The sequence below is a fragment of the Bifidobacterium sp. M0353 genome (assembly GCF_016100645.1).
Taxonomy (GTDB): Bacteria; Actinomycetota; Actinomycetes; order Actinomycetales; family Bifidobacteriaceae; genus Bombiscardovia; species Bombiscardovia choladohabitans.
In genome coordinates this window covers 1,169,090-1,193,378 of the sequence record NZ_JACFSB010000001.1, presented here as the reverse complement: position 1 = coordinate 1,193,378, position 24,289 = coordinate 1,169,090, and the positions used below count along the sequence as shown (strand labels likewise).

The following is a 24,289-nucleotide window of genomic DNA, read 5'->3' as shown; positions in this document are numbered from 1 at the left end:
TGACAGGACCAGTACTAGGCTAGTTGGATGATGCCGACCGAGCCGAACCCGGTTGGCGAAGGCAAGTCCGGGAGTGAGCAATTGGGTGACAGACATCAGCTGCGCATGACACGCCGTCGTCGGATCAAGCGACGCTGGCGGGTGGCCTTGGCCATGCTTGTGGCTGTCGTGCTTGTCGTCGGCTATGCATGCATGGACTTGGCCGATCTGTTGCCCGGACCTCTGACCTTGGCAAAGACCAGTCATTCTTCGGTCCCCCCTGCTGTCTTGATGGGCGAGCCGCCGACCCTGGTCGCAGACAAGCCTGGGTCCGCAGTGGATGCCGGTCAGGTTCAGCAGTTGGTTAACACTTTCGCCGGCACGCCGGGCCTGGGCAATGCATACTCGCTGGTCGTCCGGCAGGCTGATGGGCGCGTGCTTGCTCAGAAGAATGCCGACCAGGCGCGCCAGCCGGCCTCCACCATGAAGACCTTGACAGCAGCCGCCGCAGCATCCGTTCTGGATATGTCCTCACAACTGGATACTGAGGCGGTTCTGAATTCCTCTTACTCCTCGCAGGCGACGCTGACCCTGCGCGGTCACGGCGATATGCTGCTGGGGGTCGGCAAGGACGACCCTCTGCACGTCAATGGCCGGGCCGGTCTGGGGACTCTGGCCGAGAAGACGGCCCAAGCCCTGCACCAGCAGGGGATCAGCCGAGTGACCCTGGCCTACCAGGACACGCTCTTCGGCGACGATCGGTCGCCGAAGGGAATTGAAGCAAACAATGCTGATGGAATCTACTTCCAGGAACCTGTCGCTATGGCCGTGGATGAGGCCAGGCAGGGACGGGCCGAGCCTTTTGCCTATCCGGACGCGGGCGGGGTCTACCTGCCCAGGGTCCAAAACCCCGCAGGGGCTGCTGCGGCAGCCTTTGCCAGTCGCCTGAAGGATTCCGGGATCCAGGTGGACAATGCCCAGAGTCCTGATCGGACCGACCATGCCCAGGGCAAGGTTGTGGCCCGTATCCGCTCGGCACGGCTCAGCGAGATCATGTCGCTGATGCTGCGCAACTCCGACAACAGCCTGGCCGAGCTCTTCGGCCGTCTGACCGCCTTGGCCCTGAACATGCCCAACAGCCCGGCCGGGGCTGTGAAAGCCGTGACCAGCACGCTGAACAAGCTGGGCGTAGATACCACGGGCCTCAACATGGCCGACTGCTCGGGGCTGACCCCTGGCTCCAGCCTCAAGGTGGGCACCTTGGCGGACGTCCAGCAGCTGGCCCTGTCCGAGAAGGGGCTCACCCCCCTGGTCAAGGGTCTGTCGGTGGTGGGGCTGACCGGCACAGCAGCCAGGCGGAAAATAGACAATCAGGCTGATGGGCTGATCCGGGTCAAGACCGGCACCTTGGACCATGTGACTTCATTGGCAGGCAACGTGATTCGACGCTCCGGCGGTGTTCTGGTCTTTGCCGTAGTTGTCAACGATCCCGAGGATGTGGCTGCTGCCCGGCACGCTGTGGACACCCTGGTCGGATCCCTGGATCGGCTCTAAGTAGGAAGCGGCCTGGACCATGGTCTATTCAGCGGAGATGAAAAAGGCGGTGGGGCTCCTGCGCTCGAACCTGGACCGGGAGGGCCTGGGTCTGCAGGATCGGCGGTTCGCCCATCACGGGGTGCATCGGCCCGATTCGGATGCCCCGCTGATTCTGGTGGCCTGCTCGGGAGGGCGGGACTCCCTGGCCCTGGCCTGTGTAGCCCACCTGGTAGCCGATATGACCGGGCTACGGTGTGGGGCACTGCTGATCGATCATGGCCTGGTGCCGGATTCGGATCGGATCGCCGAACGTGCGGCTGGAACCTGCAGGGGGCTGGGATTGGATCCTGTCCGCGTCACCAGAGTGGATGTACCCGTCACTTCGGCCGGCCCTGAGGCTGACGCCCGTGCGGCCCGCTACCAGGCCCTCTCCAAGCAGGCCCTCGAGTTGGGCGCCAGGGCCGTCCTTCTGGCGCACACCCGTGACGATCAGGCCGAGACGGTGCTGATCGGCCTGATCCGCTCCCAGGGGCTGGAGGCCATCACCGGCATGGCCCGCCGTGTGGAACGCGGAGGAATGCGCTACCTGCGCCCATTCCTTGACCTGGACCGGAAGGACACCACGGCCATTTGCCGCCAGCAGGGGATTCAGTGGTGGGACGATCCCACCAACGGCGACGATCAGCCGGCCGGTTCCACGCTTCCCGAGACGCTGCCGTTGCGCTCGCGGATCCGCCACGACCTGCTGCCCGCCTTGAATCGCTTTGCTGGCCGGGACATGGTCCGCCGTCTGGCCCTGGGCGCGGATATGGCCCGTCTGGATCAGGATTATCTGGACACCCAGGTGGATGGGTTGTTCCAGCGGCTGGTCGCCCGCCCTGACTCGGACCAGAGAGCCGAGGGGGTGCTGGCCCGCCTGGACGCCCGCGGATTGGCCGACTGCCACCCGGCCCTGCGCACCCGCCTGCTGGCCCAGGTGCTGACCAGGCTGGGCATACGGTTCACGGCCGTGCAGGTCCGGGTCCTGGATGATTTGGTCTGCCGATGGCACGGTCAGCAAGGGCCACGCTTTCCCAGCTCCCATACAGCAATCCGTAAGGGTCAAGTCATTCTCATATGCAATGATGGAGACCATGCGCATCGCTGATATTCAATCCCATATCGACCATGAACTGGTGTCCAAGGAACGGATAGAAGAGCTGATCAACCGGACGGCCGAGCAGGTCAGCCGGGATTACCGGGGTAAGAACCCGATCATGCTGGCCGTGCTCAAGGGGGCTTTCAACACGCTTGCCGCCCTCTCGCAGGCCGTCACCATACCGGTTCAGATCGAGTTCATGAGCATTTCCAGCTATCCGGCCGGCAAAACTAGCGTTTCAAAGGGGGACCTGGACATCAGGATGGATCTGGACTGCGATGTGCGCGGACGGCATATTCTGATCGTTGAGGATATTATCGATTCCGGCTACACCTTGCACTGGTTGGTTGAGCATCTCAAGGAGCGAGGAGCTGCATCGGTGGAGATCTTCACCCTGCTGGACAAGACCTCGCGGCACGAGGTCGAGGTGGATGTCAAGTATCCGGGGTTCGCCATACCCGACGAATTCGTTGTGGGCTTCGGGCTGGATTACGACGAGCAGTATCGTAATCTTGACTCGATAGCCGTACTCAGGTCCGAGGAATACATGGACCCGACCCAGGAACAGGATCATCAGGATCAGGGGGAGCAGTCATGAGCTACTCGCAGGGACCGCAGCAGGGTCCGCCCAACGGAGGCAGGGACAACGGGGACAAGGGCAACAGCCCCTTCAACTTCAACCTTGGCAACAACGGTTCCGGCCCCAACGGGGGCAACCGCTCCTTCTGGCGTTCCCCCTGGCTCTGGGGGATTCTGGCCGTGGTCATCATCCTGGCAATCTTCGGCTTCTTCAGCAGCCAGAACGGCGCTCAGACCATTAATACCCAGGATGGTCTGGAGCTGCTGAACGACCGCAGCAGCATGATCAAGAAGGCCGAGATCACCGAGAAGATGCAGGTCGTCGAGCTCAAGCTCAACAGCGACTTCGTCAAGGATGTACCCGGCTTCCGTGGCAACCGCACCTCCAAGAACTTCGGCAAGGACGTACAGTTCTACTACGTGGAAGCCCAGGGGGAGCAGGTTGTCAAGGCCGTCGAGAAGGCCAAGCCCTCCGAGGGATACAACTCGGTGGTGCCGCAGACCAGCATGATGAGCTACCTGATTTCCTCCATATTGCCCATGCTGATCATTCTGGGGGTCTTCTGGTTCCTGCTCTCGCGCATGTCCTCGGCGGCCGGCGGCGGCATGTTCGGGATGGGCGGCAAGAAGAACTCCGCCAAGCTCAGCGACGGGCAGACCCCCAAGACCAAGTTCTCGGACGTGGCCGGCGAGGAGGCCGCAGTCCAGGAGGTGGAGGAGATCAAGGAGTTCCTCAAAGATCCCTCCAAGTACAAGGCCCTGGGCGCCCGCATACCCCGTGGCGTCCTGCTCTATGGTCCCCCCGGAACCGGCAAGACCCTGCTGGCCCGGGCCATCGCCGGTGAGGCCAGCGTGCCCTTCTACTCCATGGCAGGCTCCGACTTCGTCGAGATGTTCGTCGGTCTGGGCGCTTCCCGGGTGCGTGACCTGTTCGACGAGGCCAAGAAAAATGCGCCGGCCATCATCTTCATCGACGAGATCGATGCAGTGGGTGGCAAGCGCGGCTCCGGTATGAGTGGCGGTCACGATGAACGCGAGCAGACCCTGAACCAGCTGCTGGTCGAGATGGACGGCTTCGACAACGACACCAACCTGATCATCATTGCAGCCACCAACCGTCCGGACATTCTGGATCCGGCCCTGCTCAGGCCCGGCCGGTTCGACCGTCAGGTGGCCGTGGAGGCCCCAGACCTGGAAGGTCGCGAGGCCATCCTGAAGGTCCACGCCAAGGGCAAGCCCTTCGTGCCGGATGTGGACCTGCACACTGTGGCCGTGCGCACGCCCGGCTTCACCGGCGCCGACCTGGCCAACGTGCTCAACGAGGCGGCCCTGCTGACCGCTCGCTCCGATGCCCAGCTGATCGACAACCGGGCCATCGACGAGGCCATCGACCGTGTGCTGAGCGGACCTCGGCGGCGGACCAAGGGCATGGCCCTGGCTGAGATGCGCAACACCGCCTACCACGAGGGCGGCCACGCCATGGTTGCTGCGGCCCTGCACCACACCGACCCGGTCACCAAGGTGACCATTCTGCCTCGTGGACGGGCCCTGGGCTACACCGCGGTCATGCCCACCACAGACCGCTACTCGCAGTCCCGCAACGAACTGCTGGACCAGATGGCCTACGCCATGGGCGGTCGCGTGGCGGAAGAGGTGGTCTTCCACGACCCGACCACCGGTGCCTCCAACGACATCGAGAAGGCCACCAGCATCGCACGGCAGATGGTCCTGCAGTATGGATTCTCATCCAAGCTGGGGGCCATCAAGTGGGCTGATGAGAACGACCAGGATGCCGGACTCGATGCCCTGAAGCCCCACAACTATTCGGAGAAAACCGCCGAGGCCATCGATGAGGAAGTCCACAATCTTATCGAGACGGCCCACCAAGAGGCCTGGCGGATCATCACCGAGAACCGTGACGTGCTGGACGAGCTCGTTCGACAGCTGCTGGTCAAAGAGACCCTGAACAAGGACGAGCTGGCTGCGGTCTTCGCTGGTCTGCGCAAGGCTCCCGAGCGCCAGCTCTGGCTGTCTGCGCCGGATCGGCCGGACTCCGAGCAGCCCCCGGTGGAGATCCCCGAGGAGCTCAGGCGCAGCGTGAACGGGTCGTCCGCAACGGACCAGCACTGAATTCCGGATCGGCTCGGTGAAATACATGTTGCCGGGCCGTGCGGCAGTGAATGTTCCAAGGCGAGGGAGGAGCGTACATCATGGATTCCATCCGTCTTAGTTCCATCAAGGTCGCACCCCTGCATGGCCGGCAGAAGCCAGGGTTCAGATACCAGGTCGATGCCGTCCTCTACCTGGATTTGAGTGAGGCAGGCAGGCTCAACGACGGCACTCAGACCGTGGACTATGTGCAGATTGTCCGTCGGATCGTCAACCTGATTCAAAGCGAGCCGGCTGACGAGATTCTGGAATCCCTGACCGCCAAGGTGGCTGATGCCATCCTGCTCTCCCACCAGATTCGCCGCACCCGGGTCACGGTCACCCGTCTGGGCGCTGACCAGGGAACAGGGGTCGATTTTCAGGTGGGCGTCACCCTTGAGCGTGCAGCCGACGATCAGGTGGAAGGCAACCCTGCCAGCATGGAATCCGGGCGGGTTAGCAGCGGCGGGAATGCTTCTTTAGGGCATCCCTCCTTCCTGCTGTCTGGTCAGGCTGATTCTGGCCATGCGGCACAGGCCCGGCTGCGTCACCCCCTGACCTCCTCCATCCAGAGCGGCCTGTCCTCGGATCCGGATAGTGATAACGAAGCGTCCACTCAGCCGTCTGTTGGAGGAGTCAAGCCACAGGGCCTTCTGATGCGTGATGTGATTGCGCTGGAAGGGGCATCGGGAACCGACCGGTTGACCATGCTCCGTGCTCTTGCAGCCCTTGACGGAATCCCCGGCAGTCAGCTGGTCGGCATCTCGCCCCTATATGCCTACCGGGATGATCAGGGGAATCAGCGTCTATCGGCTGTGGTTATTCTGCAGACGCCGCTGAATCTGGAGGAGTTGCGGTCGGCCCTGGACATGGTGGCAGCTCCAATCAGGCAGATGGGCGGGCTGGATGCCGATGTGGTGGAGGTGGAGACCTCGGACGGTTCGGTTCTGTCTTCCCGGGACCGCCCCCCTCTGCTGGCCGCCGATGCTCCATCGCGCATTTTGATTCCCTGGGCCTATTTGGAGCCGGAACACTGCCTGCCTGGGGCTGACGGGTCCTGTCTGGCCAGCCTGGCCAACCGTGCTCCTGACCGTGATCGCATCAGCCTGGTCTCGGAGGACTGGATTCTGGACGGTTTGTCATGAGGGCCCGCCGCACACCGCTCGTGCACTATCTGGTCGCCCTGGTTCTGGGCCTGATGGGAGGCGCCGGCATCTCGGAACTGGGCATGTCAACCAGGACGGACCTGATGGGGGTTCCCTGGCTGGTCAGTGTATTGCTCTTCCTGCTGGGGTTGGCCATCCTGATCATGGCCTTCCAGGTGCATCGCTACGCCAAGGGGGACCGCAAGCAGATGGATTTGCGCTTCGCGGTCAACGTGCTGATCATGAGCAAGGCCCTGGGCATTGCCTGTGCTGCCCTGTTGGGCTGGTACGGCAGTCAGGCCCTGATCAGCATGGGTCATGCAGGCGCGCCCTATTACACACGGGTCATGCAGGAGTGCCTGGTCGCCTCCCTGGTCTGTCTGCTCGATGTGGTGGCCGGAGCCGTGGGGGAGTGGCTCTGCCAGTTGCCCCCGGATGACGGGCCTGAGAACCCCGACCGGCGCAAGAAGTCCTCGCGAAGACCCATGGCCGATACCGCTGATAGGGCGGAGACAAAGGCCGATTCCAGTGAAAGACATGGCTGATCGGCGTTCAAGGGCGTCGCTGAGAAATTCCTGAATCCGGTCGGCTGCTGTCGAATTGGCCGCTGACCCTTTGCTTGAGGGAAACGCGATGATCTGGTGGCCGCTCAGCCCTTGGGCACCCTGATCATGGCCTCCTGAACCATGAAGGCGGCCAGGTCACCCTGGCGGTTGTAGACCTTGGCCATGCATAGGCTGCGACCGTGGTCGGCTACTGGGGACTCCTGAATAAAGCAGTGCCAGTCGCAGGGATCCAGGTCCTGATACCACCACATGGCATGATCGATGGAGGCGAAGGAGATCCCCGGGGTGGTCATGCTCAGCCCGGCACGGCGCAGGGCAGGCTCCATCATGATCTGATCGCATTCCATGGCCAGCAGGGCCCGGCGCATCAGCGGGTCCATGTCGGCCCTTCCCTGGGTGCGGCTCCATACGGCCTGGCGGCTCCTGCTGTCATCCTCGGAATCTTTGTTTTCTGCATCATCTGCGTCGTCCAGCAGGACCGTGCCGCCGACATGGCGCATGTCGAAGGGGCTCTGATGGGCGTAGTAGTCCGCGAAGGGGGACTTGTCCGCATAGGGTTCCATAAGCTCCCGGGAATCAGGCAGGTCCTCGGGATCAGGCAGCCCCGTCGGCATGGGGTCGGCATAGCGGACGCCCTCCTGGCCGACCTGCTGGTAGGAGAGCAGGGCGTTAAGGATGGTCCGTTCCCCCTGGTGCAGGTCAACCCGTCGGGAGGAGAAGGAACGTCCGTCACGGATGGTCTCCACTTCCGCATGGACATCCTGATTCAGGAGTCCTGTACGCAGGTAATAGGCGTGCATGGAATGAGGCAGTCGACCCTCGGGCACGGTCCGCCCGCCGGCCATGATGGCCTGGCCCAGCAGTTGGCCTCCGTAGAGGCGGCCAGTGGGGAAGTCCAGCGATTTGCCCAGGAAACGGGAACGGCCATCGGCGGGCTGCTGCTCCTGCAGGTTCAGCCCAGCGATGGCCTGGGCCAGTGCTTCATCCTCGGTGCTCATGCTTCTCCTCGGCCCTCGATCCCTCGTGGTGTATTTCGTTCAGCGGGTCAGCTTGCGGTGGATGCGGTGGGGCCTGGAGGCCTCCTCGCCCAGACGCTTGACCTTGTTCTCCTGGTAGGCCTGGAAGTTGCCCTCGAACCAGTACCAGGAGGCCGGATTCTCGTCCGTGCCCTCCCAGGCCAGGATATGGGTGGCGATACGGTCCAGGAACCAGCGGTCGTGGGAGATGACCACAGCGCATCCGGGGAAGGCCAGCAAGGCATTTTCCAGACTTTCCAGGGTCTCCACGTCCAGATCGTTGGTGGGCTCGTCCAGCAGGAGCAGGTTGCCGCCCTGCTTGAGGGTGAGTGCCAGGTTCAGCCTGTTGCGCTCTCCGCCGGAGAGGACGCCAGCCGGCTTCTGCTGGTCCGAGCCCTTGAAGCCGAAGGAGGCCACATAGGCGCGGGTGGGCACCTCGACGCCGCCGACCTCGATGAAGTCCAGCCCTCCGGAGACCACCTCCCAGAGGTTCTTGTTGGGGTCGATGCCCTCGCGGTTCTGATCCACGTAGGAGATCTTGACCGTGTCGCCGACCTCCAGGGTGCCCGAAGTCAGCGGTTCCAGGCCCACTATGGTCTTGAAGAGCGTGGACTTGCCCACGCCGTTGGGGCCGATGACGCCCACAATGCCGTTTCGAGGCAGGGTGAAGCTCAGGTCGTCGATCAGGACGCGGTCGCCGAAGGCCTTGTGGATGTGCTCGGCCTCCAGCACCTTGGAGCCCAGGCGGGGCCCCGGCGGAATCTGGATCTCGGAGAAGTCCAGCTTCTTGTTGTTCCGCGCCTCGTTCTCCATCTGCTCGTAGCGCTCCAGACGGGCCTTGTTCTTGGCCTGCCGGGCCTTGGGTGAGGAGCGGACCCATTCCAGTTCGCTGTTGAGACGCTTGGCCAGCTTGGCATCCTTCTGGCCCTGGACCTCCAGACGCTTGGCCTTGGTCTCCAAGTAGGTGGAGTAGTTGCCCTGGTAGGGGTAGAGGTGGCCACGGTCCACCTCGCAGATCCACTCGGCCACGTTGTCCAGGAAGTACCGGTCGTGGGTCACGGCCAGGACGGCGCCCTTGTAGGTGTGCAGGTACTGTTCCAGCCAGAGGATGGACTCGGCATCCAAGTGGTTGGTGGGCTCGTCCAGCAGGAGCAGGTCGGGGGCCTCAAGCAGCAGCCGACACAGAGCCACGCGGCGGCGCTCGCCTCCCGAAATGACCGAGACCGGGGTGTCCGGGTCGGGGCACTGCAGGGCATCCATGGCCTGGTCCAGCTGGGAGTCAAGGTCCCAGCCGTTGGCGGCATCAATCTGCTCCTGAAGCTGACCCATCTCGGTCATGAGGGCGTCGTAATCGGCGTTGGGGTCTGCCATCTGCTCGCCGATTTGGTTGAAGCGGTCCACCTTGCTCATGATGTCGCCGAAGGCCATGCGAATGTTCTCGCCGACGGTCTTGTCCTCGTCCAGCGGCGGCTCCTGCTGGAGGATGCCTACCGTATAGCCGGGGGTGAGCTGTGCCTCGCCGTTGCTGACAGTGTCCAGACCGGCCATGATTCGTAGCAGGGTGGACTTGCCCATGCCGTTGGGTCCCACCACGCCGATCTTGGCGCCGGGCAGGAAACTCAGGGTTACATCGTCGAGGATGACGCGGTCGCCGAAGGACTTGCGCGCCTTGATCATCTGATAAATGAATTCGGCCAAGAAGCTACCTCACAGAACCATAGAAAAGACAGTGCAAACTGCATTCATGGTAGTGGGAACTTCTGACTTATGCGCCGGGCTGATAAGCAAGGTGAGGCAGGCGGATGGCCGCCTATAAACAAGACCTATGACAAGACCCTGGTTCTGCCGCCGTAGTCGGGGTAGCCTTGAGTCGACGTTCCCGCCCGGCATGCGCAGGTCAAGGAACGCCGGACGGGCCTTTGCCGGCTTGGGCGGGTCCCTTCCTATCGGCTGTGCGCATGAGGAACGGGCCGTCGGCTCTATGACGGTCGTAAGGGAGTATCAATGACGGTAAAACAGCAACAGGGTCGGGTTTCCGCATCTCATCGGTTGCGCTGGAGGCCGCTTGACATTGCGGTCGGCGCCGGCCTGGGCGCGGTGTCGGGGTTGATTTACTGGTTGGCCAGCCTGCTCGCCTCGTGGATATTCCCGCTGATGACGGCCCTTCTTCCCGGGGCGGCGGCCCTTTTGCATGGGGTCTTCTACTTTCCCTGTACCCTGTCCCTGTTGATACTGCGCAAGCCCGGCGCGGCCGTCTATGTCGGCATCATTAGCGTCCTGGTCGAGATTCTGCCTGGCAACGCCTATAACGTGCCGATGATTTTGGTGGAGGCCATCGTTGAGGCCCTCTGCGCAGAACTGGCCTTCGGAATATTCCGCTACCGCCGGTGGACCCTGGGAACGACCGTTCTGGGGGGTATCCTGATAGCCTTGGTCTACAACGCTTTTCTTTTGGCTTTCTACTATCAGGGGGTATCCCTCCTCAGCCCGAGGGGGATCATCGGCACCATCTGCGAACTGATCAGTGGGGTGGTCCTGGCTGGATTGGTCAGCTGGTTCCTCTTCCGGGCCATCGGCAGCACCGGTGCGTTGGATCGGCTTGCATCCGGGCAGGATGTCAGGCAGGTCTGAATATCGGCATCCTCCCCAACCGACTGTATTGACCATATGCTTATCGACTCGGTGTTTTTCGTGTAGCTGTGACAAGGCCCACACCGGGCAGGAAGGGTCCTATCATGACCAAGCTTCGTTCCTACATTGCGGCAGTGGTGCTTCCGCTCGTCCTGGCAGCGGGCGCCTGTGGCACCTCCCAGGCTTCCCAGGAAGACCGGGTCGACCCACAGGCCGCCATCAGCGTCAACAATGCCGAGCCTACAGCTCCCCTGATTCCCTCCAGCACCAATGACACCGCAGGCTGGAAGGTGGTGACCCAGCTCTTCGATGGTTTGGTCACCTTCGATGCCAAGGGCGGGATGACCCTGGTTCAGGCCAAATCGATTACTCCCAATGAGGATGCCAGCCGGTACACGATTGTCCTCAAGCCGGGGCTTACCTTCAGCGATGGGGAGAAGATCACAGCCAAGACCTATGCGGATTCCTGGTCCTTTGCGGCGAATGCGGCCAATGGACAGCTGGGGGCCTCGGCTTTTTCGACCATCGCCGGGTACCAGCAGGTGCAGGATGAGCATGGCGACCCCAAGGCCCCTCTATCCGGTCTTCGGGTGGTTGACGACCTGACCCTGGAGGTGACCATGGACAAGCCGGATTCCTCCTTCCCCTACAAGGTGGGAGATGTGGCCTTCCTGCCGCTGCCGGCATCCGCCTACAAGGACATCAAGGCCTTCGGCAAGAAGCCAATCGGGAACGGGCCCTACCGCTTCAAATCATGGGTGCCCAATCAGGGGATCAAGCTGGAGAAGGATCCTGCATACAAGGGACCTCGCAAGGCTCGGAACGGAAGCCTGGAGTTCAGGGACTACCAGAGCCTCGATGCCGCCTATGCCGATGTCCAAGCCGGCCACCTGGACGTGCTCGATACGGTTCCGGTCTCCCGGCTGAAAACCTTCCATACCGATTCGGGCCTGCAGCCCTTGATCAAGCCGGGGCCGGCCTTCCGGTCCCTGACCATCCCGCAGGGCTTGCAGCATTTCAAGGGGCAGGAGGGCGCTCTTCGCCGGAAGGCTCTGTCGTATGCTCTGGATCGCGCGAAAATAGCTGATAAGGTCTTCGCTGGTACAGTTACGCCGGCCACTGATTTCCTCGCCCCCACCATCAAGGGGAATGCCTCCGACATCAAAGGAAAAGAGGTGCTGAAGCACGATCCGGACCAGGCTCGTAAACTTTGGAAGGAGGCTGACGCCATCGCTCCCTGGGAGGGCACGCTTCGCATCGCTTACAGTGCCGACGGGACCGACAAGGACTGGGTTGATGCGGTTCTGCATGAGTACACCCAGGTTCTGGGCATCAAGACGGCACCGAATATCTTCCCGACGGGCAAGGAATTCAATACGGCAGTCCATAACCGTCAGGTCAACAGTATTTTCAATTCGGGCATCACCTCGGACTATCCCCATCCCGAAGGCTACCTGGTTCAGGGCTATGCCTCCAGCCAGGCCGATGGCAAGGGGCTAAATAACGGGGACTACAAGAGCGCGGAATATGATGCCATTCTTTCCCGCGCCGCATCCAAGACCGATCAGGAAGAAGCCATGCAGGAATACCGCCGGGCCGAGTCCGTCCTCTTCAAGGATCTGCCGGTGCTGCCCCTCTGGTACAGGAAGGTCTCGGCAGTGGCCGGTAAGCAGGTTCGCCAGGCTCCTTTCGGATATATGGGTCTGCCTGTCTACAACCAGGTCACCAAGTAGGTCCGACGACCCGGACCTGGCTGATGACGAGTCGTTTTGATACCATGACTCTGGCCGATATGTTCGGCGCGGGGCCTTAGCTCAGTCGGTTAGAGCAAACGACTCATAATCGTTCGGTCCAGGGTTCAAGCCCCTGAGGCCCCACCAAACGAAACCTCCACAGGCACAAAGCCTGTGGAGGTTTTATGCTGCGCCAGGATAAGTAGTGGAACGGAGCGTTGGTTTCGTGTGAAAACCAACGGGCCCTCCTAGGTCCAAAAGAATCGTCTCACACTTTTATCTGAAAATAGTATAGAAATTAAACGCTCATCTGGTAAATCCTATCGTTTGGTTTACACGACAGCTTGGTGTTTCTTCTCATAGACAGGGATGGGAGCCTATTTTTAGGCATTTGAAGGTGTATGTACCCATATAATAATCGTACTTGCTATGTCGGGCATTCTTATATTGCGGGTCAACACTTTTCCTTCCTGCTAGTTCATCCATCGCAGGCGACCATCTTTGGCAGTTCTGCAGGTCAGAGTGGCGCCATTTTGGTCTGACGCTCCAGTGGATCCTGCTCCAGAACAGAATGCCCCACGGTGTACGGTGCTTTGCGAGCGGAGTTGTGGCTGCACCTGCTGCTGTTGGACATGCTTTTGGGTTTGTGATTGTTGCTGTTGAGCTTGTATTCGTAAGGCTTGGTCTGCGGCTGCTTTCTCTTGTGCAGCCTTGTCTGCTGCAGCTTTCTCCTGGTCCTCCTTGTCTTGTTCGGCTTTTTGCTCGGCCGCCTTCTTGTCAGCCTGCTCCTTGTCCCACTTATCGGCTTTGTCCTGGACTTTCTTGATTTGGTCTTGCGCGTCAAGCAATTCCCTACGAGTCTTACGCAGATCAGCCTGTGATTTCGAGTAATCCGACTGCAGATTCTTGTAGTCCTGAGAATCTTTAGGGTCGGAACTGCGACATGCGCTGAAACTCAAGCCGATGAAGAAGGCGAGCAAAGCTATGAAAGCTGTCTTCCATATAGATTTACCAGGTTTGCCTTTGTGGGTGTGGTGTTTGGTAGGTTTAGTGTTGCCGCTGTCGGGAGGCGGAACTGGAGGAGTGGCAGAATCTGTTGACGCTATATCTTTAACTGGAGTCAATGCGCTTGTACCTTCCTCGGTATCAGCAGGAAAGAGCTTGCTAGTTTGTTTATGCATATCTATGATCGCTCCTAGGTACAATCATCGATGACCGCACGCGCAGCACACTACTAGAGTAAAGCACTGAAAGGCTCGCATGCTCAGAAACCTTTCACGACATTTGTCTTTGCACATATAAATCACTTGCTGACTTGGCTTCTTGAGAATATCACTCAATCGCAAATGTTGACCTTTGCTCTTGCGGGAATGCACTTTGGTCGTACCCATATATAGTTCACCGAAAAGATAACTAGCTTTGACAAAGATGTACAAAACAGATAAACGCAGATTGCGCAGAAGGCCATGTCGGAGTCCTTCCAATCATCTCAATTAAAGATGTAAGGATTTTCTATCCAATCATAATGAGTATTTTCAATTTTCTATATTACCAGCGGTAGTGATATGAATGTGTTCTCATCTTGGCAGTTGCATATATTTAGAATACAGCTTTTGGAGTTACACTGTTACACTCGCTGGCATTTTGAAAAGCGGCATCGAATTGCATGCGTTCCGGTTTTCGAGAGAGTTATGCAACTGGTCTCTTTTTAGGTTAAAAAAATCTTCTTCTTGATGTTCTGATGTCTCTATATAGATAGGTGATTTTTGCCTGCACTATCGGCGTAAGACACCAATCATTGAATGAGCTCACAAATAAACGTGTGGGAGCCTAGTCAATTGATTAGTTTTAGTGAATTGAACAATTCTGTTCTATCGCGTGTTATAAGAATAAAGATCGTAAGAACAACGATATTCATTTATATTTTTTAATTCCTCGCTTATGCTTCAAATACGCTAGATCTATCACCAAGTATCTCGAAGTTGTGTAGGCAAAGAGATAGGTCCGATCATCGAATAGGACGTGGACGTGGTATTTGTCAGTGAACTCAGCATATGATTTGGCCATCGCAATCATGCATCTTTGCTGATTGCCAGCAAAAGCCATGAGGGTTTTGAGCCCCGAACTTTCTTGATAGTCTTAGTAGAAGGACAGCCCCGGCTATTGTCGGGGCCATCCTCTCGTCGCCTAGCTCTAGCATCCATGATTCACCGATGCAAAATGTACGGCTTCACATGTAAGCCGGGGGAAAAGAGCTAGGCGCGTTTTTTATGTCGGATCATAGGGCATCCTCGGTGTATATCCACTTTTCAGTGCCCCAAACGTGCATACGTAGACAGCCATAAGATCTGCGCACGTTACAATGATCCGGAAGCGTTTCCGTAGAACCGCTAAGTATGAGAATTTATCAGGGAAAAGAATACGGGACGAGCTCGAGTGGGAGCCGTCGGCATATGCCGGGAAACTATACGCATGTACATCTCCTCTGGAACTGAAAATAGTTCAGCCCCTGTAGGTCCATCGTGTATACGTCCCCCGTATATCTGTTTTCAATCATACACCCTGGAGGGGGTGTGTCAAAGCTGAGCAGGGCGAGCCTAGGTGCTCTGATCAGGGCCTACAGCGGCATTGCGTATCGTATGCAAATAGCGGTAGACGCTGGGGGAAGAGATCCCGAGAGCCTGGGCAACCGTGTCCACTGAGCCCTTGACCAGAAAGACCCCTGACCCGTCCAGTCGCGAAATAAGCTGCATTCGCTCCTGCCGGTTCATCCTTGCCGGAGAAATACCAAGCTCTGTGGCGAACTTGGCGATATTATGTGTAACCACTTCGTCTGCGTTGACGGAGAGGACTTCATGGACAGATTGGTCGGTTCCGGTCTCGGCCTCCGGTTCTTCTGGCGTGGCCTCATTGTCTTTCATTTCGGCAGTGGGATCGGCCAGTCCCAGAGCGTCCAGATAAGCGCTTGCCCGCCTGAGCTCTTGGCTGGCCTGTCGGAAGGCGGAATTGTCAAAATTGATGCAGAGAAAGCCGATCACCCGTCCTCTGGAATTCCGCACGAACAGGGTGGAGGAGACCACGGGATGCCCCTGGATGGTGTAGCCAGCATAATGGGTCAGATAGTCATGCCGGTCGTATTCGTGGTTCTGCCAGATATGCAGGACCAGGTCGGTGGCTGGGCTGCCTATGGTGCGTCCGCTCAGATTGCCGTTGGCGATGGCAACCACCGAATGCGAGAAATCCTTGACATTCTGAAGCACCACTTCCGTCTTGGGCCCGAGGATTTTGCCCAGGAAGTCCACTAGCGGGACGAAAAGCTGCAGAGAAGATGAAACGGGCTTTGATGCACTCATTCTGTCACCCCATCCACTGACTAAAGCCAGATAGTACCATCGCTGCTCTGGTATTGGACGCAGACACTCGGGCGGAGCCCACGGCTGTAGACTGGCGGAAGGTCGCTGCGAGCGCATCTGCACCGGATGAGAGGTTGACTAATGACATACGATTTCACCAGCATCATGGATAGGCACGGCAAGGACGCCATTGCTGTAGACGGCCTGGGTGCCGAGCCTGGATTCGCCCCCGAACCTCCCAAGGAGGGCTTCGATGTCATTCCCATGTGGGTGGCCGATATGAATTTTCCTACGGTGCCGACCATACCCGAGGCCATCATCGAGCGTGCCAAGCATCCTGCCTTCGGCTATTTCAATCCCACTGACGAGTACTACGATGCCATCATCAATTGGCAGCGCACCCGCAATGGTGTGGAGGGCCTGACGGCCGAGGCCATCGGCTATGAGAACGGGGTCCTGGGCGGTGTGGTCTCGACTTTGACTGCTTTTGCTGCTCCGGGTGATGCGGTGCTGCTCCACAGCCCGACCTATGTCGGCTTTACCTCCTGCATCGAGAACAACGGCTACCACATCGTGCACAGCCCCTTGAAGAAGGACGAGCAGGGTGTCTGGCGGATGGACTTCGAAGACATGGACCGCAAGCTCAAGGAGAACAACATCCATGTGGCGGTCTTCTGCAGCCCGCACAATCCCTGCGGCCGCGTCTGGGAGAAGTGGGAGATCGAGAAGGCCATGGAGGTATATAAGGAGAACGACTGCGTGGTCATCTCCGATGAGATCTGGTCGGATCTGATCCTGTCGGGCCACAAGCACATCCCCACCCAGTCGGTCAGCGAGGATGCCCGCAACAGGACGGCTGCCTTCTATGCACCCAGCAAGACCTTCAACCTGGCCGGGCTGGTCGGCTCCTACCACATCATCTACAACAAGTACCTGCGCGACAGGATTGTGGCCAAGGGGTCCAAGGCCCACTACAACGACATGAACGTGCTGTCCATGCATGCCCTGATCGGAGCTTACAAGCCCCAAGGCCAGGAATGGGTGGATGAACTCCGGCAGGTCCTGACCGGCAATGTGGACTACGCCTACGGTTACTTCCGGCAGCATTTTAAGGGAGTCGAGCTTTCCAAGCCCCAGGGCACCTACATGCTCTTCCTCGATTGCACGCAATGGTGCAAGGACCATGATCTGAGTCTGGATCAGCTGCTGAAGCGGGCCTGGGATGTGGGCGTGGCCGTCCAGGACGGGCGACAGTTCAAGGCTCCCTGTGCCATCCGCATGAACCTGGCCCTGCCTTTGAGCCGTGTCCGGGAGGCCATGGACCGTCTGGACAAGTACGTCTTCAACGCCTGAATGATTTCTGAATGATCATGGACCCTCGCTGTCGGGCGGAACCGATCGGTGAGGGTCCATCGTATGCGGGCGAATCCTTGCTACAGAATCACTGGAATTGCATGCCGCCGTCCACGATCAGGGTCTGTCCGGTTACATAGTCGGAATCATGCCCGGCCAGGAAGGCCACGGCATTGGCCACATCCTCGGGTTCGGAAAGCCGTCCCAGGGCGATGCCGTCCGAGAAGGTGGACATGCCCCACTCGTCATCCTTGCCGGCGTTGACCCCCACCTGATGAGCGATGTCCATCATCATGGGTGTTTTGACAATGCCGGGGGCGTAGGCATTGGCTGTGATGCCCTCCTTGGCCAGATCGCGTGCAGCCACCTGGGTCAGGCCACGGATGGCGAACTTGGTGGATGAATAGAGCATCAGATTGGGGTTGCCCACCACGCCGGCCTGGCTGGTGGCGTTGATGATCTTGCCTCCGTGGCCCCGATCGCGGAAGGCCTGAACGGCGGCCTGCATCCCCCAGATGGTTCCTGCCACATTGACGTGGTAGACCTTGTCGAACAACTCCGGGGTGATGGACTCGATGGGGGTCGTCGGTCCCAGGCCGGCGTTGTTGACAATCACATTGAAATCGCCCAGCTTGGTTGCGGTCTTCTCGACGGCTGAGCGCACCTGGACACGGTCGGTCACGTCCAGGGTGACGGCCATGGCCTGTCCGCCTGATTGCTTGATGGAGTCTGCCACGGCCTGGGCCTTGTCTGTATTCATGTCCGCTACGGCCACGGCGAACCCGTCCTTGGCCAGACGGCGGGCTATGGCCTCGCCGATCCCCTGAGCCGCCCCTGTAACGAACGCCACTTCCTGCTGCATTGCTGCCCTCCTTTGTCGCCTCGCCGGGCCGGTCGGCCCGACTGTTCGATTCTAAAGGACGCTCGACCAGCCACCTTGGTTGATTGATTCGGCGTGTGGCGCAAGGGTGCCGTATTCTCTCCGGGTTGCGCTAGACTATTATGCGGTTGCCGGTTCACGTCCGCCACAGGGGCGGTCGACCCGGGGCCCTTGGATCTAGGAGTAACCATGAAGCAGGGAATTCATCCCGATTATCATCCCGTTGAGGTCACGTGCTCGTGCGGCAATACCTTCATCACCCGTTCGACCGCTCCCGGCGATCATATGACGGTTGATGTCTGCTCGCACTGCCACCCCTTCTACACCGGCAAGCAGAAGATTCTGGACACCGGTGGTCGCGTGGCTCGGTTCGAAGCCCGTTACGGCAAGAGGACCAAGTAGCACTTCCAACGCCAGTCCCTTCCGGGTCGCTCTGCTATGCCCGGTGGGGACTGGCGTTTTTTATGACTTGAACCATGCGGATGAGCGGACGGGAAGGGTGTAGATGAGCGAGGAGCAGTTTCCGGCGGCGGTGGCTGCCGTCGAGGAGTACGGTCGCCTGGAAAAGCAGATGAGTCAGCCCGAAACGGCTTCAGATCCGGCGCAGATCCGCAAGCTGGGCCGCAGACATGCTGAGCTCGCTCCCATCGTTGAAGCCTATAAGGCCTATCAAAGCGCCTTGGAGGACAGCCAGGCGGCCGAACAGATGGCACGGGAGGATCCTGACTTCGCGCAAGAGGCCAAGGCCGTGGCTGACCGGATACCGGACCTGGAGCAGACCCTGCGTACCGCGCTTATCCCGCGCGACCCAGATGATGGCCGCGACACGATCATGGAGATCAAGGCCGGCAGTGGCGGCGAGGAGGCGGCCCTCTTCGCTGGCGATCTGATGCGCATGTATGTGCGTTATGCCGAAAAACGTGGTTGGACCACCGAGATCATGAGTGAGAACCGCACTCAGCTGGGCGGGGTCAAGGATGCCCAGCTGGCCATTCGCGCTCGCGGCCAGGTGGCACCGGCCGACGGTGTCTGGGCTTCCCTTAAGTACGAGGGTGGTGTCCATCGGGTCCAACGCATTCCCGTCACCGAGTCCCAGGGCCGCATTCAAACTTCAGCTGCCGGAGTCATCGTCTTTCCAGAGGCCGACGAGGACGACGACGAGATCGAGATCGACCCCAAGGACCTCAAGGTCGACATCTTCATGAGCTCCGGCCCGGGAGGACAGTCCGTCAATACCACATACTCCGCTGTGCGCATGACCCACATTCCCACCGGCATCGTGGTCTCCATGCAGGATGAGAAATCCCAGATACAGAATCGTCAGGCTGCCCTGCGGGTGCTCAAGTCGCGTCTGCTGGCCATGAAGCACGAGGAGGAGGCCGCCCAGGCCGCCGACATGCGTCATTCCCAGGTCCGTTCCCTGGACCGGTCCGAGCGCATCAGGACCTACAACTTCCCCGAGAGCAGGATTGTGGACCACCGCACCGGCTACAAGGCCTACAACTTGGAACAGGTGCTGGATGGCGACCTGCAAGCCGTCATCGACTCCGATATCCAGGCCGATGAGGCCCGCAGAATGGCTTCACAGGGGTGAATCAGCAGGAGCATGGGACCAGTCTGGCCGAGCTGGTTGACATGGGTCATCACTTGCTGGCCCAGGCCGGTGTGCCTACTCCGCTCAATGACGCCAGGCTGCTGCTGGCCGATGCCCTTGGGTGCGATCTGCATCAGCTGGATCAGGCTCTGCTCTTGGACCGGACAGCTGAGGAACTGTTGACGAATGAAGGTGGTCGCAGACAGGCTGGTGGTTTTCAATCGGCGGCCCTGGAACGTTATCGTTCCCATTTGCAGAGGCGAACCGGACGCGAACCCCTGCAGTACATTCTTGGCCACGCCTACTTTCGTTATTTGGATCTCCGCCTGGGGCCGGGGGTCTTTATCCCACGTCCTGAGACCGAAACGGTGGTCCAGGCGGGAGTGGACGCCTTGACCGGAGTGAATCATCCGCTGGCTGTGGACCTGTGCTCAGGCAGCGGGGCCATCGGCCTGTCCTTGGCCACCGAGGTTCCAGGAGCGCGGGTCAGGGCCGTGGAGGTAGACGAGCAGGCGTATCGGTGGGGCGCCTTGAATGCCGCCGCTCAGGAGGCTGCCATCGGTGAGGCTGGGTCGGATTATCAGCTGCTGCAGGCCGATGCCACGGATCCCGCCACACTCTCTGATTTGGATGCCCGGGTGGATCTGGTCATCAGCAACCCTCCCTACGTCCCCCTGGATGCGATTCCTGACCAACCCGAGGTACGCGACTGGGATCCGAACCTGGCCCTCTATGGCGGTTCGCCTGACGGGTGCCTTTTGCCTTGCCGCATTCTGGACAGGGCCATGGTCTTGCTGGCTCCTGGCGGTCTGCTGGTCATGGAGCATGATGCCTCCCAGGGGCCGGCCATGGTTGCTGCTGCACTGGAGCGGGGGTATGTTCAGGCACGTACTCATCAGGATCTGGCTGGTCGAGACCGCTACCTGACAGCCTGGCGGCCTGCCTTGGTCCTGGGATAGATTGGTAGCTGGTCGCATGAACATGTCGAGCCGAAAGGTTGTGATGCAGGGTATGAGCCGGGTGATGACCTATGACAGTCGGTCGCCGCAGTTGCTGGCCCGGGTGGTGGCCGCCGGAGGGCTGGCGGTCATTCCTACCGACACGGTCTATGGCATCGTCTGTGATCCATGCAATGATGCGGCCATCGATAGGCTCTTCCAGGCCAAGCACCGTCCCAGGACCAAGTCCATCCAGGTGCTGCTGGATGGGGTCGAGACCATGGACCGGCTGGATCTTAGCCTGCCTGCTCCTCTTGATCGCCTGGCTGACGAGCTGCTGCCCGGTCCCTTTTCGCCCATTGCCCTGGTAGGAAGGTCCTGCCCCTTGCGCACTCCTCGGATGGAGCCCGAGGGTCCTACCCAGGCCGTCAGAGTACCCGACTCGCCCATCTGCCGGACACTCCTGCAGGTGACCGGCCCCTTGGCTGCTTCAAGCGCCAATCGATCGGGTAACCCAAGTGTGGAGACCGTCCAGCAGGCCAGAGCCGAGCTGGGTGACAGCGTCGATCTCTACCTGGACGGGGGGCCGACCCCAGGCTCAGTGGCCAGCACGGTGGTGGAAGCCGACAGGACCGATCCTGACGGAATACACGTGCTGCGGCAGGGCGTCATCGGCGAGGCCCGGGTCCGTGCTCTTCTGTCGGGCCGGTCCAGCGGAGGGGAGGGCCAGTGAGGGTATACCTGTTCATTGCCGCCATCGCTGGCGGGGCCACCTGGCTGGTCATGCCCATGGTTCGTCACCTCGCCATCAGGGTTGGCGCCGTAGGCGTGGTCCGCGCTCGCGACGTACATAAGGTGCCCACCCCTCGTATGGGCGGCCTGGGCATGTTGATCGGCTTTGCCGTGGCCATGTGCTTCGCCTCCCGCATTCCCTTCATCACAGGCCTCTTCCAGTCCGGCCATCAGGCCTGGGTCATCCTGGCCGGGGCCGTAGCCATCTGCCTGCTGGGCATAGCCGACGACCTCTGGGACCTGGACTGGATGCTCAAGCTGGCCGGCCAGCTGCTGATTTCGGTCTTCGTCTCCTGGGGTGGTATCCAGATCATCTCCCTGCCGCTGGGATCCCTGGTGGCGGCCTCGCCCAGCCTGTCCATGGCCATCACGGCATTCCTGATCGTGGCCTCCATCAATGCGGTCAACTTCGTGGACGGACTTGACGGCCTGGCTGCAGGCATCGTGGCCATCGGGGGCATCGCCTTCGCCATCTACTCCTATATCATCGCCCGCATCTCGCCCGACTACGCCTCCCTGGCCACCCTGATCGACGTGGCCATGGTGGGTATTTGCGTGGGATTCCTCCTGCACAACTGGCATCCGGCCAAGCTCTTCATGGGCGACTCGGGATCCATGCTGCTGGGATACCTGATCACCTGCGCCTCCATTGTGGTCACCGGCCGGCTGGATCCGGCCACCATTCATGCCAGCATCTATCTGCCGGCCTTCATGCCCATTCTTCTGCCCATCCTGGTGCTTTTCCTGCCTGTTCTGGACATGTGCCTGGCCATCGTCCGGCGGCTCAGCCACGGGCAATCACCCATGCACCCCGACCGCATGCACCTGCACCACCGTATGCTGCGCATAGGCCACACGGTTCGTTCCGCTGTCCTTATTCTTTGGGGCTGGGCCGCCCTGATCGCCTTCGGCTCACTCTTTATTCTTTTCTTCCGACTGAGATATGTCTTGATCGGTCTGGCTCTGGCCGCCATACTGCTGACCTTCGCCACCCTCTACCCCTACTACCGCCGTCGACTTCCCGAGATCAGGCGCGAGAACGCCCTTCTCGCCGCCCAGGGCTCGCAGCATGCTGCCAGACCGCCTTGGCATCGCAGGAGCCGCCACGATAACAATGAGGACAGCTGATTCGCTGGATGAAACAGTACGGACACGATACTCTTAACGGTCAAGAAGCACTTGTAGCATGGTGCTATGGCTATGGAAAACCCACAAAGCGAACCCTCCTCCTACACTCAATTGCCCGACGCCTTCCAGAAAATCGGTCTGGCCTATGACGACGTCCTTCTGCTGCCCAACGAATCCGATGTCATCCCCTCCGAGGTAGACACCACCACCCGGCTGACTCGGAACATCACCATGAGGTCCCCGGTTCTTTCGGCCGCCATGGACACGGTCACCGAGGCCGCCATGGCTGTGGCCATGGCCCGTAACGGCGGCATCGGCGTCCTCCACCGCAATCTCAGCATCGAAGATCAGGCCAATCAGGTCGACATCGTCAAGCGCTCCGAGTCCGGCATGATCTCCGACCCCCTGACCGTCACCCCGGATGCCACGCTGACCGACCTGGACAAGCTCTGCTCCACCTACAAGGTCTCCGGTCTGCCTGTGGTGGATCGTCGGCAGCGGCTGGTGGGCATCATCACCAACCGTGACATGCGCTTCGTCAATCCCGCCGACTTCGACCGGCTCAAGGTCAGCGACATCATGACCAAGGATCACCTGATCACCGGTCCGTCCAACATCACCAAGGAGGATGCCCACCAGCTTCTGGCCAAGTACAAGGTGGAGAAGCTTCCCCTGGTCGATGACGAGGGCAAGCTGACCGGGCTGATCACCGTCAAGGACTTCGTCAAGACCGAGCAGTACCCCGAGGCTACCAAGGATGAGCGCGGCCGTCTGCGCGTGGCCGCCGCCGTCGGATTCTTCGGTGACGCCTGGCAGCGCATCACCGCCCTGGCCGATGCCGGGGTAGACATCTTGGTAGTGGACACCGCCCATGGCCACGCCAAGCTCATGCTGGATATGATTCGCCGGATCAAGGCTGATCACGCCTTCGACCATGTGGATGTGATCGGCGGCAATGTGGCTACCCGCGAGGGCGCCCAGGCACTGATCGATGCTGGAGTTGACGCGGTCAAGGTCGGCGTGGGCCCAGGCTCCATCTGCACCACCCGCGTGGTGGCTGGCGTGGGCGTGCCCCAGCTGACCGCCGTCTACGATGCCGCCCTGGCCTGCCGCCCTGCCGGTATTCCTCTGGTGGCCGACGGTGGAATTCATTACTCGGGTGACATCGCCAAGGCCATCGTGGCCGGAGCTGATTCGGTCATGCTGGGCGGTCTGCTGGCAGGCACTGAGGAGGCCCCTGGCGAGAAGGTCCTCCTGCACGGCAAGCAGTACAAGGTCTATCGGGGCATGGGCTCGCTGGGCGCTATGGCCCCGCGCGGCAAGAAGAGCTACTCCAAGGACCGCTACTTCCAGGCCGACGTGACCAGTTCCGACAAGGTGGTGCCCGAGGGCGTCGAGGGCGAGGTGCCCTACCGTGGTCCGCTCAATTACGTGCTCTACGAGCTGGTCGGCGGCCTGCACCAGACCATGTTCTACACCGGTGCCCGCACCATCCCCGAGCTGCAGCGCAAGGGCCGGTTCATTCGGATTACCGATGCCGGTCTGCGTGAATCACATCCCCATGACATCGTCATGACCAAGGAGGCCCCCAACTACTCAGGCTTCCACAACTGAGCCCTACATAGGCAGGTGATCGGCGCAGGATCTCATCAGGACCTGCGCCGATTGCATATCTCATGTCAGTTACGGTCCGGACGGCCGGGCTGACGACCCCTCCGCCGGTCACGTGCTGGCGGTATCTTGTAATGTTCCGTCCAAGGCGGCGGAAGGAGCGATCCGG

General features: G+C 60.3%; 20 protein-coding genes and 1 tRNA gene. 16 read left to right on the top strand and 5 right to left on the bottom strand.

From position 1 onward, the window contains the following. Positions 1 to 81: 81 nt before the first annotated feature. From dacB to H3V04_RS04895, 6 genes are all read left to right on the top strand, one after another. Positions 82 to 1,533 carry a D-alanyl-D-alanine carboxypeptidase/D-alanyl-D-alanine-endopeptidase gene (gene dacB, locus H3V04_RS04920; protein ID WP_198187399.1) on the top strand — a complete coding sequence of 484 codons (1,452 nt, stop codon included), beginning with the start codon at positions 82 to 84 and terminating at the stop codon, positions 1,531 to 1,533. A 19-nt stretch (positions 1,534 to 1,552) separates the two neighbouring features. Then, complete coding sequence (tilS, locus tag H3V04_RS04915) at positions 1,553 to 2,662, top strand: tRNA lysidine(34) synthetase TilS (protein WP_198187398.1); 1,110 nt, start codon at positions 1,553 to 1,555, stop codon at positions 2,660 to 2,662. Next, positions 2,649 to 3,251: a hypoxanthine phosphoribosyltransferase gene (gene hpt / locus H3V04_RS04910; protein WP_024626706.1), complete on the top strand. Its 603-nt coding sequence runs from the start codon at positions 2,649 to 2,651 to the stop codon at positions 3,249 to 3,251. Before tilS ends, hpt begins: the two co-directional genes overlap by 14 nt. Continuing rightward, complete coding sequence (gene ftsH, locus H3V04_RS04905; RefSeq protein WP_198187397.1) at positions 3,248 to 5,362, top strand: ATP-dependent zinc metalloprotease FtsH; 2,115 nt, start codon at positions 3,248 to 3,250, stop codon at positions 5,360 to 5,362. The genes hpt and ftsH overlap by 4 nt, the downstream gene beginning before the upstream one ends. Before the next feature lie 80 nt (positions 5,363 to 5,442). After that, entirely contained in the window at positions 5,443 to 6,525 is a 1,083-nt protein-coding gene (locus tag H3V04_RS04900) for a dihydroneopterin aldolase (protein ID WP_198187396.1), read from the top strand. Next, complete coding sequence (locus tag H3V04_RS04895) at positions 6,522 to 7,070, top strand: DUF3180 domain-containing protein (RefSeq protein ID WP_198187395.1); 549 nt, start codon at positions 6,522 to 6,524, stop codon at positions 7,068 to 7,070. The genes H3V04_RS04900 and H3V04_RS04895 overlap by 4 nt, the downstream gene beginning before the upstream one ends. Positions 7,071 to 7,174: 104 nt before the next feature. On the opposite strand, the gene H3V04_RS04890 is transcribed toward H3V04_RS04895, so the two are convergent. Both H3V04_RS04890 and ettA read right to left on the bottom strand, forming a co-directional pair. Next, positions 7,175 to 8,089: an acyl-CoA thioesterase II gene (locus tag H3V04_RS04890; RefSeq protein WP_198187394.1), complete on the bottom strand. Its 915-nt coding sequence runs from the start codon at positions 8,087 to 8,089 to the stop codon at positions 7,175 to 7,177. A gap of 39 nt (positions 8,090 to 8,128) precedes the next feature. Next, positions 8,129 to 9,805 (bottom strand): energy-dependent translational throttle protein EttA, encoded by a 1,677-nt coding sequence (gene ettA, locus H3V04_RS04885; RefSeq protein ID WP_110413267.1) that lies wholly within the window; start codon positions 9,803 to 9,805, stop codon positions 8,129 to 8,131. 306 nt (positions 9,806 to 10,111) lie between these two features. On the opposite strand from ettA, the gene H3V04_RS04880 reads away from it, so the two are divergent. From H3V04_RS04880 to H3V04_RS04870, 3 genes are all read left to right on the top strand, one after another. Beyond that, on the top strand, positions 10,112 to 10,738 hold the full coding sequence (locus H3V04_RS04880) for an ECF transporter S component (protein ID WP_198187393.1): 627 nt from the start codon (positions 10,112 to 10,114) through the stop codon (positions 10,736 to 10,738). Between the two features lie 104 nt (positions 10,739 to 10,842). Further along, on the top strand, positions 10,843 to 12,471 hold the full coding sequence (locus tag H3V04_RS04875; RefSeq protein ID WP_198187392.1) for an ABC transporter substrate-binding protein: 1,629 nt from the start codon (positions 10,843 to 10,845) through the stop codon (positions 12,469 to 12,471). Between the two features lie 70 nt (positions 12,472 to 12,541). Then, a tRNA-Ile gene (locus H3V04_RS04870) sits at positions 12,542 to 12,618 on the top strand. Between the two features lie 326 nt (positions 12,619 to 12,944). On the opposite strand, the gene H3V04_RS04865 is transcribed toward H3V04_RS04870, so the two are convergent. Next, a complete protein-coding gene (locus H3V04_RS04865) occupies positions 12,945 to 13,652 on the bottom strand; it encodes a hypothetical protein (protein ID WP_198187391.1) in 708 nt (235 codons plus the stop codon). Positions 13,653 to 15,068: 1,416 nt separating this feature from the next. Further along, positions 15,069 to 15,824: a transcriptional regulator gene (locus tag H3V04_RS04860; protein ID WP_198187390.1), complete on the bottom strand. Its 756-nt coding sequence runs from the start codon at positions 15,822 to 15,824 to the stop codon at positions 15,069 to 15,071. A gap of 141 nt (positions 15,825 to 15,965) precedes the next feature. Here H3V04_RS04860 and H3V04_RS04855 point away from each other — a divergent pair, with 141 nt between their 5' ends. Then, entirely contained in the window at positions 15,966 to 17,177 is a 1,212-nt protein-coding gene (locus H3V04_RS04855) for a MalY/PatB family protein (protein ID WP_198187389.1), read from the top strand. A gap of 88 nt (positions 17,178 to 17,265) precedes the next feature. Here the strand turns inward: H3V04_RS04855 and H3V04_RS04850 are convergent, their stop codons facing one another. Then, positions 17,266 to 18,039 carry a (S)-acetoin forming diacetyl reductase gene (locus tag H3V04_RS04850; protein WP_110413258.1) on the bottom strand — a complete coding sequence of 258 codons (774 nt, stop codon included), beginning with the start codon at positions 18,037 to 18,039 and terminating at the stop codon, positions 17,266 to 17,268. Positions 18,040 to 18,246: 207 nt separating this feature from the next. On the opposite strand from H3V04_RS04850, the gene rpmE reads away from it, so the two are divergent. From rpmE to guaB, 6 genes are all read left to right on the top strand, one after another. Continuing rightward, positions 18,247 to 18,459, top strand: a complete 213-nt coding sequence (gene rpmE / locus H3V04_RS04845) for a 50S ribosomal protein L31 (protein ID WP_015022244.1) — start codon at positions 18,247 to 18,249, stop codon at positions 18,457 to 18,459. Between the two features lie 103 nt (positions 18,460 to 18,562). Further along, positions 18,563 to 19,651, top strand: a complete 1,089-nt coding sequence (gene prfA, locus H3V04_RS04840) for a peptide chain release factor 1 (RefSeq protein ID WP_110413257.1) — start codon at positions 18,563 to 18,565, stop codon at positions 19,649 to 19,651. Between the two features lie 41 nt (positions 19,652 to 19,692). Next, positions 19,693 to 20,610: a peptide chain release factor N(5)-glutamine methyltransferase gene (gene prmC / locus H3V04_RS04835; protein ID WP_198187524.1), complete on the top strand. Its 918-nt coding sequence runs from the start codon at positions 19,693 to 19,695 to the stop codon at positions 20,608 to 20,610. Between the two features lie 52 nt (positions 20,611 to 20,662). Further along, the gene (locus H3V04_RS04830; protein WP_373564668.1) at positions 20,663 to 21,322 is read left to right on the top strand and encodes an L-threonylcarbamoyladenylate synthase; all 660 of its coding nucleotides are present in this window, start codon (positions 20,663 to 20,665) and stop codon (positions 21,320 to 21,322) included. After that, positions 21,319 to 22,509, top strand: coding sequence for an MraY family glycosyltransferase (locus tag H3V04_RS04825; protein ID WP_198187387.1), 1,191 nt, complete (start codon positions 21,319 to 21,321; stop codon positions 22,507 to 22,509). The genes H3V04_RS04830 and H3V04_RS04825 overlap by 4 nt, the downstream gene beginning before the upstream one ends. 66 nt (positions 22,510 to 22,575) lie before the next feature. Then, positions 22,576 to 24,123, top strand: coding sequence for an IMP dehydrogenase (gene guaB, locus H3V04_RS04820; protein WP_198187386.1), 1,548 nt, complete (start codon positions 22,576 to 22,578; stop codon positions 24,121 to 24,123). Positions 24,124 to 24,289: the final 166 nt, after the last annotated feature.

Bases quoted from the DNA above. Each gene is read 5' to 3' on its own strand.
- tilS (WP_198187398.1), top strand. From the start codon at position 1,553: ATGGTCTATTCAGCGGAGATGAAAAAGGCGGTGGGGCTCCTGCGCTCG.
- hpt (WP_024626706.1), top strand. From the start codon at position 2,649: ATGCGCATCGCTGATATTCAATCCCATATCGACCATGAACTGGTGTCC.
- ftsH (WP_198187397.1), top strand. From the start codon at position 3,248: ATGAGCTACTCGCAGGGACCGCAGCAGGGTCCGCCCAACGGAGGCAGG.
- H3V04_RS04900 (WP_198187396.1), top strand. From the start codon at position 5,443: ATGGATTCCATCCGTCTTAGTTCCATCAAGGTCGCACCCCTGCATGGC.
- H3V04_RS04895 (WP_198187395.1), top strand. From the start codon at position 6,522: ATGAGGGCCCGCCGCACACCGCTCGTGCACTATCTGGTCGCCCTGGTT.
- H3V04_RS04890 (WP_198187394.1), bottom strand. From the start codon at position 8,089: ATGAGCACCGAGGATGAAGCACTGGCCCAGGCCATCGCTGGGCTGAAC.
- H3V04_RS04880 (WP_198187393.1), top strand. From the start codon at position 10,112: ATGACGGTAAAACAGCAACAGGGTCGGGTTTCCGCATCTCATCGGTTG.
- H3V04_RS04875 (WP_198187392.1), top strand. From the start codon at position 10,843: ATGACCAAGCTTCGTTCCTACATTGCGGCAGTGGTGCTTCCGCTCGTC.
- H3V04_RS04865 (WP_198187391.1), bottom strand. From the start codon at position 13,652: ATGCATAAACAAACTAGCAAGCTCTTTCCTGCTGATACCGAGGAAGGT.
- H3V04_RS04860 (WP_198187390.1), bottom strand. From the start codon at position 15,824: ATGAGTGCATCAAAGCCCGTTTCATCTTCTCTGCAGCTTTTCGTCCCG.
- H3V04_RS04855 (WP_198187389.1), top strand. From the start codon at position 15,966: ATGACATACGATTTCACCAGCATCATGGATAGGCACGGCAAGGACGCC.
- H3V04_RS04850 (WP_110413258.1), bottom strand. From the start codon at position 18,039: ATGCAGCAGGAAGTGGCGTTCGTTACAGGGGCGGCTCAGGGGATCGGC.
- rpmE (WP_015022244.1), top strand. From the start codon at position 18,247: ATGAAGCAGGGAATTCATCCCGATTATCATCCCGTTGAGGTCACGTGC.
- prfA (WP_110413257.1), top strand. From the start codon at position 18,563: ATGAGCGAGGAGCAGTTTCCGGCGGCGGTGGCTGCCGTCGAGGAGTAC.
- prmC (WP_198187524.1), top strand. From the start codon at position 19,693: ATGGGTCATCACTTGCTGGCCCAGGCCGGTGTGCCTACTCCGCTCAAT.
- H3V04_RS04830 (WP_373564668.1), top strand. From the start codon at position 20,663: ATGAGCCGGGTGATGACCTATGACAGTCGGTCGCCGCAGTTGCTGGCC.
- guaB (WP_198187386.1), top strand. From the start codon at position 22,576: ATGGCTATGGAAAACCCACAAAGCGAACCCTCCTCCTACACTCAATTG.